Annotated in this window: 12 protein-coding genes; 6 read left to right on the plus strand and 6 right to left on the minus strand. The window is 59.8% G+C overall.

The annotated features are described in order from the left end of the window. Positions 1-7: 7 nt before the first annotated feature. Entirely contained in the window at positions 8-391 is a 384-nt protein-coding gene (locus tag FW800_RS06295; RefSeq protein WP_446437232.1) for a YbaN family protein, read from the plus strand. 118 nt (positions 392-509) lie between these two features. Further along, positions 510-3,980 carry a hybrid sensor histidine kinase/response regulator gene (locus FW800_RS06300; RefSeq protein WP_032880045.1) on the plus strand — a complete coding sequence of 1,157 codons (3,471 nt, stop codon included), beginning with the start codon at positions 510-512 and terminating at the stop codon, positions 3,978-3,980. 61 nt (positions 3,981-4,041) lie between these two features. Here FW800_RS06300 and rmuC read toward each other — a convergent pair whose 3' ends face one another. Together rmuC and FW800_RS06310 are read right to left on the minus strand one after the other, a co-directional pair. Further along, on the minus strand, positions 4,042-5,406 hold the full coding sequence (gene rmuC / locus FW800_RS06305; RefSeq protein ID WP_177464428.1) for a DNA recombination protein RmuC: 1,365 nt from the start codon (positions 5,404-5,406) through the stop codon (positions 4,042-4,044). Between the two features lie 175 nt (positions 5,407-5,581). Continuing rightward, positions 5,582-5,905: a hypothetical protein gene (locus FW800_RS06310; RefSeq protein ID WP_032880044.1), complete on the minus strand. Its 324-nt coding sequence runs from the start codon at positions 5,903-5,905 to the stop codon at positions 5,582-5,584. A gap of 457 nt (positions 5,906-6,362) precedes the next feature. On the opposite strand from FW800_RS06310, the gene FW800_RS06315 reads away from it, so the two are divergent. From FW800_RS06315 to FW800_RS06330, 4 genes are all read left to right on the plus strand, one after another. Next, entirely contained in the window at positions 6,363-6,668 is a 306-nt protein-coding gene (locus FW800_RS06315) for a hypothetical protein (protein ID WP_032880043.1), read from the plus strand. A 442-nt stretch (positions 6,669-7,110) separates the two neighbouring features. Next, positions 7,111-7,335, plus strand: coding sequence for a hypothetical protein (locus FW800_RS06320; protein WP_005790139.1), 225 nt, complete (start codon positions 7,111-7,113; stop codon positions 7,333-7,335). A 275-nt stretch (positions 7,336-7,610) separates the two neighbouring features. Beyond that, positions 7,611-8,093, plus strand: a complete 483-nt coding sequence (locus tag FW800_RS06325; protein ID WP_078821982.1) for a hypothetical protein — start codon at positions 7,611-7,613, stop codon at positions 8,091-8,093. 146 nt (positions 8,094-8,239) lie between these two features. Continuing rightward, positions 8,240-9,517 carry an OmpP1/FadL family transporter gene (locus FW800_RS06330; RefSeq protein ID WP_005790143.1) on the plus strand — a complete coding sequence of 426 codons (1,278 nt, stop codon included), beginning with the start codon at positions 8,240-8,242 and terminating at the stop codon, positions 9,515-9,517. A 65-nt stretch (positions 9,518-9,582) separates the two neighbouring features. Here FW800_RS06330 and FW800_RS06335 read toward each other — a convergent pair whose 3' ends face one another. The 4 genes from FW800_RS06335 to FW800_RS06350 form a co-directional block, all read right to left on the minus strand. Further along, positions 9,583-10,134 (minus strand): glutathione peroxidase, encoded by a 552-nt coding sequence (locus FW800_RS06335; protein ID WP_005790144.1) that lies wholly within the window; start codon positions 10,132-10,134, stop codon positions 9,583-9,585. Between the two features lie 150 nt (positions 10,135-10,284). Further along, the gene (locus FW800_RS06340) at positions 10,285-11,484 is read right to left on the minus strand and encodes an MFS transporter (RefSeq protein WP_164365808.1); all 1,200 of its coding nucleotides are present in this window, start codon (positions 11,482-11,484) and stop codon (positions 10,285-10,287) included. A gap of 63 nt (positions 11,485-11,547) precedes the next feature. Next, the gene (locus tag FW800_RS06345; RefSeq protein ID WP_005790150.1) at positions 11,548-11,952 is read right to left on the minus strand and encodes a MarR family winged helix-turn-helix transcriptional regulator; all 405 of its coding nucleotides are present in this window, start codon (positions 11,950-11,952) and stop codon (positions 11,548-11,550) included. A 42-nt stretch (positions 11,953-11,994) separates the two neighbouring features. Further along, positions 11,995-12,723 carry an adenosylcobinamide-GDP ribazoletransferase gene (locus FW800_RS06350; RefSeq protein WP_148852860.1) on the minus strand — a complete coding sequence of 243 codons (729 nt, stop codon included), beginning with the start codon at positions 12,721-12,723 and terminating at the stop codon, positions 11,995-11,997. Position 12,724: the final 1 nt, after the last annotated feature.

Genomic DNA, 12,724 nt, shown 5'->3' on the forward strand with positions numbered 1-12,724 from the left:
GGCACCCATGGGCAACCGCTCACTGCTCCTGCGCTACGTACTACTGGCCATCGGCTGGCTGAGCGTAGCGCTGGGAGTGATTGGCATTTTCCTACCGGTATTGCCGACCACGCCCTTTCTACTGCTGGCCGCCGCCTGCTTCGCTCGAAGCTCCCCGCGGTTCTATCACTGGCTGGTGGAACACCCACGGCTGGGCCCATGGATTCGTGATTACCTGGATGGCAACGGCATTCCACTCAGGGGTAAGGTCTACGCCATCGGCCTGATGTGGCTGAGCATCGCGCTATCCTGTTACCTGGTGCCCTTGCCGTGGGCTCGCGGCTTCATGCTGACCAGCGCCGTGCTGGTGACGATCTACATCCTGCGCCAGAAAACCCTGCCCCCGCGCTGAACGCACCTGCGACATTAGATCCCACGCGACCTTGGTCGACACTGACTAACAACAGGCATCATGCGAGACTGTCCAACCGGGCCCGGAATGCCCGGGTGTTCTTATGCTCGGAGTTACCATGACGCTGTCCAGCGGGCTGATCGCCGCCGTTGCCCTGGCCTATATGGCCATTATGTTTGCCATCGCTTTTTACGGTGACCGCCGCCATGCGCCGCTGCCACCCCGGGTGCGTGCGTGGGTCTATAGCTTGTCGCTGGCGGTGTACTGCACCAGTTGGACGTTCTTCGGAGCGGTAGGCCAAGCCGCCGAGCAGCTGTGGGCATTTTTACCGATCTACCTGGGGCCGGTGCTGTTACTGGTGTTGGCGCCTTGGGTGCTGCAGAAGATGATCCTGATCAGCAAGCAGGAAAACATCACCTCCATCGCCGACTTTATCGCCGCTCGCTATGGCAAATCCCAATCCCTGGCGGTGGTGGTCGCGCTGATCTGTCTGGTCGGCGTGCTGCCCTATATCGCGCTGCAACTCAAAGGCATCGTGCTGGGCGTAAACCTGCTGATCGGCGCCGGCCCCGACACCACCGGTACCCGGGCTCAGGACACCGCCTTGATCGTGTCGCTGGTGCTGGCGCTGTTCACTATCGTGTTTGGTACGCGCAACCTCGATGCCACCGAACACCACCGGGGCATGGTGCTGGCGATTGCCTTTGAGTCTTTGGTCAAGCTGTTCGCATTTCTCGCGGTCGGCGCGTTTGTGACCTACGGCTTGTACGACGGTTTCGGCGATCTGTTCAGCCAGGCCATGCTCGCGCCGCGCCTGGAGGAATACTGGAAAGAAACGATCAACTGGCCATCAATGGTGGTGCAGACTGGCGTCGCCATGATGGCGATCATCTGCCTGCCCCGGCAATTCCATGTGACTGTCGTTGAGAACATTGACCCGCAGGACCTGCGCCTGGCCAAGTGGGTATTCCCGGCGTACTTGATCCTCGCCGCGTTGTTCGTGGTACCGATCGCCCTGGGCGGAAAAATGCTGTTGCCCGGTTCGGTGCTGCCCGACTCCTACGTGATCAGCCTGCCGATGGCCCAGGCCCACCCGGCCCTCGCCGTACTGGCGTTCATCGGCGGGGCTTCGGCAGCCACCGGCATGGTCATCGTGGCCAGCATCGCGTTGTCGACCATGGTCTCCAACGACATGCTGTTGCCGTGGTTGCTGCGCCGCTCCAGCGCCGAGCGGCCGTTCGAAGTGTTCCGCCACTGGATGCTCTCGGTACGCCGGGTAAGCATTGTGATCATTCTGCTGCTGGCGTATGTGAGCTACCGTCTGCTCGGCTCGACTGCCAGCCTGGCCACCATCGGCCAGATCGCTTTTGCCGCCGTGACCCAACTGGCCCCGGCGATGCTCGGTGCGCTCTACTGGAAGCAGGCCAACCGACGCGGTGTATTTGCCGGCCTGGCCGCCGGTACATTCCTGTGGTTCTACACCTTGGTCCTACCGGTGACGGCGAAAAGCCTTGGCTGGTCGCTCAGCCTTTTCCCCGGCCTGACCTGGATGCACTCTCACCCATTCGGGCTGTCGGTGACGTCGCTGACCTTGGGTACAGTGTTCTCCCTGGCGGGTAACTTCACCCTCTTCGTCTGGGTATCGATGCTGTCGCGCACGCGAGTTTCCGAGCACTGGCAGGCCGGCCGGTTTATCGGCCAGGAAATCAACCAGCGCGCCAATGCTCGTTCCATGTTGTCGGTGCAGATCAGCGACCTGCTCAGCCTGGCTGCACGTTTCGTCGGCGAAGAACGTGCCCAGCAGAGCTTCATTCGCTTTGCCTATCGCCAGGGTAAAGGCTTCAACCCCAACCAGAATGCCGACAACGATTGGATCGCCCATACCGAGCGTTTGTTGGCCGGCGTACTCGGCGCCTCCTCGACGCGGGCAGTGGTGAAAGCCGCGATCGAAGGCCGGGAAATGCAGCTGGAGGACGTAGTACGCATCGCCGACGAAGCCTCCGAGGTGCTGCAATTCAACCGCGCCCTGCTGCAAGGCGCTATCGAGAACATTACTCAGGGCATCAGCGTGGTGGACCAGTCGCTCAAGCTGGTGGCCTGGAACCGGCGCTACCTGGAGCTGTTCAACTACCCGGACGGTTTGATCAGCGTCGGCCGGCCGATTGCCGACATTATTCGCTACAACGCCGAGCGCGGTCTTTGCGGGCCTGGCGAAGCCGAAGTGCATGTGGCGCGACGCCTGCACTGGATGCGCCAGGGCCGCGCGCACACCTCCGAGCGCCTGTTTCCCAATGGCCGGGTGATCGAGTTGATCGGCAACCCGATGCCCGGTGGCGGTTTTGTCATGAGTTTCACCGACATCACCGCGTTCCGCGAAGCCGAACAGGCACTGACCGAGGCAAACGAAGGCCTGGAACAACGAGTGACCGAGCGCACCCATGAGTTGTCGCAGCTCAACGTGGCGCTGACCGACGCCAAAGGCGTGGCCGAATCTGCCAGCCAGTCTAAGACCCGGTTCCTGGCGGCAGTCAGTCATGACCTGATGCAACCCTTGAACGCGGCGCGGCTGTTCTCCGCCGCCCTCTCCCACCAGCACGACGGCCTGTCCGACGAGGCGCGGCAACTGGTGCAGCATCTGGACAGCTCGTTGCGCTCAGCCGAAGACCTGATCAGCGACTTGCTGGACATATCGCGCCTGGAAAACGGCAAGATCAATCCACAACGCCAGCCCTTTGTACTCAATGAGCTATTTGACACCCTGGGCGCAGAATTCAAGGCGCTGGCCCATGAGCAAGGCCTGCGCTTCCGTTGGCGCGGCAGCCGCCTGCGAGTGGACAGCGACATCAAGTTGCTGCGGCGGGTGTTGCAGAACTTTCTGACCAATGCCTTCCGTTATGCCGACGGGCCCGTACTGCTGGGCGTACGTCGACGTCAGGGCGAACTGTGCCTGGAAGTATGGGACCGAGGCCCGGGCATTCCGCCGGACAAGCAAAAAGTGATCTTCGAAGAATTCAAGCGCCTGGACAGCCACCAGACCCGCGCCGAGAAGGGCCTGGGCCTGGGCTTGGCGATTGCTGACGGCCTGTGCCGCGTGCTGGGCCATCGCCTGAGCGTGCGCTCGTGGCCGGGCAAGGGCAGCGTGTTTAGCGTGTGCGTGCCGCTGGCGCGCAACCAGGCCAGCCCGCAGCCAAAAGCCGCCGTGGAGAACGGCCTGCCCCTGAGCGGTGCGCGGGTGCTGTGCGTGGATAACGAGGAAAGCATCCTGATCGGTATGCGCAGCCTGCTGACACGCTGGGGCTGCGAAGTCTGGACCGCCACCGACCAGGCCCAGTGCGCAGCGCTGCTGGCCGACGGTATGCGACCGCAACTGGCGCTGGTGGATTATCACCTGGACCACGGCGAAACCGGCACCGAACTGATGGGCTGGCTGCGAGCGCAATTGGCCGAGCCTATTCCCGGCGTTGTGATCAGTGCCGACGGGCGCCCGGAGATGGTGGCGCAGGTGCATGGGGCGGGGCTGGACTACCTGGCCAAGCCGGTGAAGCCGGCGGCGTTGAGGGCACTGTTGAGCAGGCACCTGCCCTTGTAAAAGGGTCGTGCGTGGTCAAAATGTGGGAGGGGCTTGCCCACTCCCGCATTTGGCCCCAAGTCTATTCGGGGAGATGCGCCACGCCATCCGAATCTGTCATCGCTCGCTCCAGCAAATCCGCCGGAAGGCTCTTGCTGGCTCGGGCGCCGAGCAACCTTAACTGCTCGGTACGGCTGACCAGATTCCCACGCCCGTCCGTCAATTTGTTGCGCGCCGCACTGTAAGCCTTGTCCAACTGCTGCAGCCGGTTGCCCACTTCGTCCAGGTCCTGGATAAACAATACGAACTTGTCGTACAGCCAACCGGCACGCTCGGCGATTTCCCGGGCGTTCTGGCTCTGACGCTCCTGCTTCCACAGGCTGTCGATCACCCGCAGGGTGGCGAGCAAGGTGGTGGGGCTGACAATCACGATATGGCGATCGAAGGCTTCCTGGAACAAATTCGGTTCAGCCTGCAAGGCCGCGGAAAAAGCCGCCTCGATCGGTACGAACAGCAGAACGAAATCCAGGCTGTGCAAACCTTCCAGGCGCTTGTAGTCCTTGCCGGCCAAGCCCTTGACGTGATTGCGCAAAGACAGCACATGCTGCTTCAACGCCGCCTGGCCAATCACTTCGTCATCCGCCGCGACGTACTGTTGATAGGCGGTCAAGCTGACCTTGGAGTCGACCACCACCTGCTTGTCACCCGGCAACATGATCAGCACGTCCGGCTGGAAGCGCTCGCCATCCGGGCCCTTGAGGCTGACCTGGGTCTGGTATTCGCGGCCTTTTTCCAGGCCTGCGTGTTCCAGCACCCGCTCAAGAATCAGTTCCCCCCAGTTGCCCTGGGTTTTCTGCCCCTTGAGGGCGCGGGTCAGGTTGGTGGCTTCGTCCGACAGGCGCAGGTTCAGTTGCTGCAGGCGCTCAAGCTCCTTGGCCAGGGAGAACCGCTCACGGGCTTCGTTTTGATAGCTTTCTTCAACGCGTTTCTCGAAGGACTGGATGCGCTCCTTGAGCGGGTCGAGCAACTGGCCCAGGCGTTCCTGGCTGGTTTCGGCGAAGCGCTGTTCACGCTCGTCGAAGATTTTACCGGCAAGCTCGGCGAATTGAGCACGCAGCTCGTCCCGTGAGCCTTGCAGGTCAGTGAGGCGCTGCTGATGGCTCTCCTGTTGCTCGCGCAATTCCGCGCTCAGGGCTGCGGCCAAGGCATCGAGACGGCGCAGTTCGGTCTCCTTGGCGCTGCGATCGAGGTTCCAGGCATGGGCGGCATCGCGGGCGTTATCGCGGTCGATCTGCAACAGTTCGACTTCGCGACCCAGTGCCGCCAGGTCGGCCTGTTTGGCGGCGTTGGCCTGGCTCAGGTCGCTGATTTCATCGCGACTGGCATCCAGCTGGGCGGCGAGCCCCTCTTGGGCCAGTTGCGCGTTTGCCAGGCGTTCTTCCAGCAGTTCCCAGCCGGTGTTGCGCGCGTTCAAGCGCCGCTGAATCTGCCAGCACAGCGCCAATAAAGGTACGGCTGCGCCAACAAGCCCCAAGGCAATACTGGTCCAGTCAAAAACCATAGCCATTTCTGCCATCACCAAAAAAGATCAAGGGTAACCAAGCACAGGGCCCGAAGACAGCTCAGTCTTCGACCTGGCGCAGTTCACTCTGGGCGCGACGATCGCCGGCGCGAGCGGCCGAGCGTAATAGATCATGACCAATGCGCCGGTCACGTGCGTTTCCGCACTCGCGGCACATCAGCTGGCCGAGACGACTCTGTGCGGCCACCACGCCTTCCCGGGCAGGCTGCTTGAGCAAACGCCCAGCGAAGTGCTTGACGTTGCGGCTCTGGCCCAGACGCGGGCTGTCGAGCAGCCACAGAGCGACCTTCAAGGAAAAACGCTTGGGTGCGGTAACAGTTTGAGTAGTGTCGGTAACAGAAGGTGATACTGAGCGAAACTTCATAAAGCACTGTGGGACAGAACGGAAGGCGCGCCACTCTACTCTTTTTTTCGTACAGGTAAAGCTGAAAAAAACCTGCACGCCCGTCCTAGAGCAAGCGCTTGGGACAATCCACAGAAGCTGTGGATAACTCAGTGGACAACCCTCCTTGAACTCGCGCAAAGGCCCATGGAACGGGGCCCCCGGTCAAACTGACGATTTTTTCACCAATAAAAAAAAGCCAGATTTTTCATTGACTTAAATTTTGATTACAGGCAAATGGGCGCCCTTCGCGGTGAGTGGCAGGAGGGTTACACATGCCGCAACCAATGTGCACAAGTAACTATTCAAGGGTTATATCGCCGGCGTTTTTTGATTCAACACGCGTTAAACATGTTACTGCCAGGACAAACCCGGGGGCTTTTCAAATCTGCCCCGGCTCGCCACACTGCGCCACCGTCAACGCAACTCTGTAGGGCCGATGAAAGGAATTCTGCTTTTCGCCATGCTGCTGTTGGCCATCTGCGCGACATCGTTGGGAATCAATGCAGCGCTACCCTCTCCGGACGGCGCGTTGTTCGCTATCGCGATTTTGCTCTCGGCCGCCTTTACCGCCGCGAGCCTGTGCATCGAACTGAGTGACGGCCGGATCAATGATCTTCACGAGGTCATGAAACTGATCGAGACCGGCCAGTCCTTGCGCCTGACGCTCGCCGCTTACGCACTGGGCTGCGCCCTGGCTGCGTCTGTGACCGTATTGGTCTATCGTGGACTGCTCGGCGGCTGATTAAAGTTTTTTACCAACCCCCTTCCCTTCCCTGCTTCATTCCGTTACTATCCGCGGCGTTAGTACCAAGCTGAAAGTCAATTCTGGTCGAACAAGTCCCCTGAACCACACGGGATCGACCACCTCGATGGTTTCCAGGTATCGCTTGCGACGACACTGCCTTTGAACAAGCAAAGGGTGTCGCGAAGTTTACATACTCTGACCGAACCAACCTGCAAATTGATCAGGATCTTCACCCCGGGCCCAGAACCTTTGCCCCTGTTGTGTTGCCTGCCCTCCTAAGTACCTACCTGCCAGCCCAAGCGCGCCTAAATTATTAGCGCTTCAAACTGGCTGCTTTGTTCCAGTCAGGTTCTTCGTTTGATCAATGGTGATCAGCGTTACTGGAACGTTTTAACGTTGCACGGTTCTTATCCGTGTCATTTGTAGGAACACCAATAATATGAACGCTCAAATCCACACTCAGGATGCCATTCGCACCCTCACTAACGCTTTTGCCCCAATGAACTGCCTGATCATGGCCGCTCGCAAAGGCTGCTTCAGCTTCACCCTGGTCAATGAACACGGTATCGCTCGTCACAGCGAACGCCTGTACCCCGATCAATACTCCAGCGCAGAACCGCTGCAGGCCGTGATCGAGCGTACCCGTCAGGCACTGACTGCCTGATCGACCGAGTCGCTGAAAACAAAAACCCTGTCTGAAAAACAGGGTTTTTTATTGCCTGAAATTTGGCGCGGGCCGGTATTTACTAAGCACCGATAGATATAAACGTTATAACTGAATAGATAAGATGTTTTAAAAACAGTCCTTTACATCATGAATATGACACTACACTTCAACTCAAGCGGCATCGTCCGCTTGCGACGGGCCTGAGATCCGATTCACCGCTGCCAAGCCCTCATTCTCAGGCTCGTCAACCCCATTTATGGACTGAGGCTTGTATGGGTATTGCCGCCAGCGAATTGTGTCGTTATGTGATCAGGCCGACCTTGACCTACCTCGGCTGCCATAACCCAACAGCCGAGTCCTTGTTACTGGGGATCGCCGCCAGCCAGTCAGAACTGGGGTCGGCCCTGCATGATCGGCGCGGCCATGGCCTCTATAGCATCACTGAACCCCGCCACCGTGCCCTCTGGGACGAATACCTGGCGCTGGACCCGGAACGCGCAAGCCTGGTGCGCGGGCTGGCCAGCCAACATGCGTTTCTGAGTGCGCCCCAGTTGGAGTTGACGGTAAACCTGCGATACGCCACGGCAATCGCCTGGCTGCTGGTAGAACAACATCGCCCAGCACTCCCCGCCCCAGGCGACGTATTGGCCATGGCGCGTATCTGGAAAGAAATATTCCACCCTCAAGGTCGGCTGCGGGATTTCACCCAAGCCTGGCAAACCTGTGTTCCAGCCATGAAACAGGTGATCTGCTGACCGGGTAAATTGCAAGATTCGGCAAAAAACAGCGAATCTGGTCGGATTGTCCTACAAAACCGCTCTATCTCCTGCATTACACCCTATAGCGCGATCGCAAATTTATTGTTACTTTCCGCTGCGGTGATCACCTCGGAGTTCTAATAATGAAAAAAGTAATGCTCAAGACCACACTTAGCCTCGCCGTTGCCATGGCATCCTCCCAACTATTCGCCAGCGGCTTTGCCCTGAACGAACAGAGCGTCAGCGGGATGGGTACTGGTTTTGCAGGTCGATCTTCTTCTGCCGATGATGCAAGCACTGTGTTCGGCAACCCTGCCGGTATGGCACGCCTGGAAGGTCAACAGATCACCGGCGGCGTTGCAGCCATTGATGCTTCTACTGATATCAGCGACGTCAGCGGCCGCTCCCGCGGCAGCAACAAAGGCGACATGGTGCCATTCACCGCCGTCCCTTTCGGTTTCTACACCAATAAACTCAACGATCAGTGGGCTGTCGGCTTCGGTGTCTATGCACCGTTCGGCCTGGTAACCGACTACGAAAGCGGCTTCCAGGGCCGTGGCTTTGGCAGCAAGAGTGAAGTGAAAGTCATCACCTTCCAGCCAACGGTCAGCTACGCCTTCAACGACCGTGTTTCCGTTGGTTTTGGCCCGACCATCAACCGCATCGCCGGCACCCTGGAATCAGACCTGACGCTGAACGCTCTCGCGCCAGACACCAACATCAAGATCAAGGGTGACGACACCGCGCTGGGCTTCAACATCGGCGTGCTGGTACAAGCCACCGATACCACCCGCGTCGGCCTGACCTATCACTCCAAGGTCAGCTACAAGCTGGACGGCCACACCGAAGTCACCGCACCAGCCGCGACCGCTGCCGCCCTGCGCAGCAATCGCTACGATGCGTCGCTGAAGATCGATACGCCTGAGTCCTACGACCTGTCGGTGACCCAAGACCTGACCGACGCCTGGAAACTCTATGCAGGTGCAACCTGGACACGCTGGAGCCGCTTGAAAGACATCACCGTCAAGAACGACGGCGTGTCCGGCGCAACAGGCGGCGCGCTCGCCCCTGCCTTGGTAGGCACTATCAAGGAAGACCAGAACTGGCACGATACCTGGGCCTATGCCGTGGGTACTTCGTATCAGCTCACCAAGCAAGTGGTGTTGCGTACCGGCCTGACTTTCGACCAGTCGCCTACCAACAACACGGATCGTTCGCCACGCATCCCGACCGGCGACCGCACGATCTTCAGCCTGGGCCTGGGCTACGAGGTCATGCCGAACATGACCATCGACCTGGCCTACTCCTACCTGAAGGAAGAAGACGTCAAGGTTTCGCGCTCCAACCAATTGGCCAGCTACAACGCCAAGTATGAAAACAGTGCCAACGGTTTCGGCCTGGGCATGACCTACAAGTTCTAAACCGCGACCGTATAAAAAAGCCCCGCTCTCCTGTGAAGGAGGCGGGGCTTTTCAGTGGCTGGTTATCAGGGTTTGGATGCTATCGCCTGCTCGACCGCCTTGATCAACTCCGGGCTGTCCGGCTTGGTCAGGCTGGAAAAGCTGGCGACAACATTGCCCTGGCGGTCAACCACGTACTTGTAGAAGTTCCACTTCGGCGCCGCGTCGGCCTGCTCGGCAAGGACCTTGAACAGATGCACCGCATCCGGCCCCTTGACCTTCTGCGGCTCGGTCATGGTGAAGGTCACGCCATAATTCACGTAACAGACCTTGGCGGTCTCCTCCCCGGTCTTGGCTTCCTGCTTGAAGTCATCGGACGGCACGCCAATCACTTCCAGGCCTTCGCCCTTATAGCGTTGATATAAGCCTTCCAGGCCCTTGAACTGCGGGGCAAAGCCGCAGAAGCTCGCCGTATTGACGATCACCAAGGGTTTGCCAGCGAATTGCTGGCACAGGTCAATGGATTCCTTGGCCCGCAGTTTGGGCAATTGGCCCGTCAGCAGCGACGGGCAGCTGGCGGCCATGGCCACGCTGCCAACAGCCATGAGGACGGGTACAGCGAGCCAGCGCATCAACATGATCAAAGTCCTTGAGTCAGTTCAGGCATTGAACTTAACAGATCGCCATGCCCAGTTGCATCAACGCCAGGCCACCTTGCTGCCAACCCCACCAGGCCAGTAGCAACAGAAGCAACCCTGCCGCCATCACCATCAAGCGCACCGCTACCCTCATGCCGCCTCCATCTGCGCCTGCACACGCGCCACTGGCCGCTCACGCACCGGCCAGTTCAAGGCCGCGGCGAGCAGGCTGAGCAGAATCGCCACCTGCCAGATCAAATCGTAGTTGCCGGTTCGATCATAGACTACCCCGCCCAGCCAACCGCCGAGGAACGAACCGAGTTGATGGAACAGGAACACAATCCCGCCGAGCATCGAAAGGTTGCGTACGCCAAACAACGTCGCGACGGTGCCGTTGGTCAGCGGCACGGTGGACAACCACAGAAACCCCATCGCCATGCCAAACAGATAGGCCGTCACTTCAGTGACTGGCGCCCACAGGAACAACACAATCACCACCGCCCGCAGCAGGTACAGGCCGGTCAGCAAGCGCGGCTTGGACATGCGCCCGCCCAGCCAGCCAGCGGTATAGGTGCCGAACACATTGAACAGACCGATCAAGGCCAGCACCGTGGTGCCCACCGTGGCCGGCAGATGTTGGTCGACCAGGTACGCCGGCAAGTGCACACCGATAAACACAACCTGGAACCCGCACACAAAAAAACCGAAAGACAGCAGCCAGAACCCGGAGTGAGAGCAGGCTTCCTTCAACGCTTCGCGCAGGGTTTGCTGACCGACCGTGACCGGCAACGGCCGGTCCTTGAGCATGGCAACCAGCGGCAGGATCAACGCCACCATCAAGCCCAACGCCAGCAACGCTGCGGACCAGCCCAGCCAACCGATCAAGCCGAGGGTGCCGGGCACCATGGCGAACTGGCCGAAGGACCCGGCGGCGCTGGCAATGCCCATGGCCATGCTGCGTTTTTCCGGCGGTACGGCGCGACCGACCACACCGAGAATCACTGAAAACGAGGTACCGGACAGGCCGATGCCAATCAGCAAGCCTGCACTCAGGGACAATGACCACGCGGAGTCGGACATCCCCATCAGCACCAGGCCCACGGCGTACAACACGCCGCCGACAAACACCGCTCTGGTTGCGCCGAAACGGTCGGCCAAGGCGCCGGTAAACGGCTGCGCCAGGCCCCAGATCAAGTTCTGCAAGGCAATGGCGAAGGCGAAGGTCTCACGCCCCCAGCCGAATTCGCTGCTCATCGGCGCCAGAAACAGGCCGAAGCCATGCCGTACGCCCAAGGACAACGCCAGGATCAGCGCACTCCCCACAAGGATCCAACCGCTGGTGCGCCACATCGAGGTCATTTTTTATTCTCCGCTCGCGGGTATATACCCGCTTGTAGTCGAACAAACCGCCGTTCAGGCGAGTTCATCCAGCAAGGCCAACAAGGTTTCGCGCTTTTCAGCGCCGAGCTTATCAATCAGTTTCTGTTGCGCCGCTTCCCATGCCGGCAACGCGGCGGCCAATCGCTGCTGGCCACTTTCAGTCAACAGCACAAGGCGGTTTCGCAGGTCATCGCCCTCGACCAATTGCACCAACCCCTCGCCCTCCAGAACACGCAGGTTGCGCCCCAGGGTGCTGCGATCCAGGCCCATGGCTTCGGCCAGGCTGGAAATGCTCGGTTGGTCAAGGCGCTGCAGGTTACACAGCAAAGAATACTGGGCGACGTTGATCCCGAAGCCGTCGAGAGCGCCGTCGTAATGCCTGCTGACGCCACGGGCGGCGCGTCGCAGGTTGGTGCATAAACATTGGGAAGCAAGCATAGAGCGTGTATATACCCGGAGTTAAGGAATTGCAAGAAAGCGTTACAGCGCCAACCCGACCAGGACAGCGACTTCCAGTAGTTCCAATAGCGCGCCTGCCGTGTCGCCCGTGGTACCGCCAAGGCGCCTGATCATCAAGTGACGCAGCCCCATAAAGCACAGCGCCGCCAGCAACACCGCAATACCGCCGTTGAAACCACCGATCAGGATGCAGGTCAATCCGCTGAGGATCAGCACCTGCTGGCCGACAATCCGCGGTAAGTAGTCCGACAAGGCCTGGCCCAACCCTCCTACCCGCACATAGCGCGTGGTAAGAAACAGCGCCAGCATCGAAGCCCGCCCGATCAACGGCGCCAGGATCAGGGCGGCGCCATTATGCTGCTCGATCAAGGCCACCAACGCGCTGAACTTGAGCAATAGCACCAAGCCCAGGGTAACCACCGCAATCGGCCCGCTGCGCGGATCTTTCATGATGCTGAGGGTGCGTTCGCGATCACCAAAGCCACCCAACCAGGCATCGGCGCTGTCCGCCAGGCCATCCAGGTGCAGGCCACCGCTGAGCAGCACCCAGGCCGTCAGCAACAGCGCGGCGTGCAGCAGCAAGGGCGCGCCCATCAATACCAGGTTCAACCCCCACAGCAATAGACCGAACAGCAGTCCCACCAGCGGATAAAACAGTAACGAACGGCCTAGCTCCTGAGGCTGCGGCATACCCGGCAAGCGGATCGGCAGGCAGCTGAGAAATTGCAGGGCGATCCAGAACGGCAACATC

The organism is Pseudomonas sp. 910_23, from assembly GCF_052850795.1.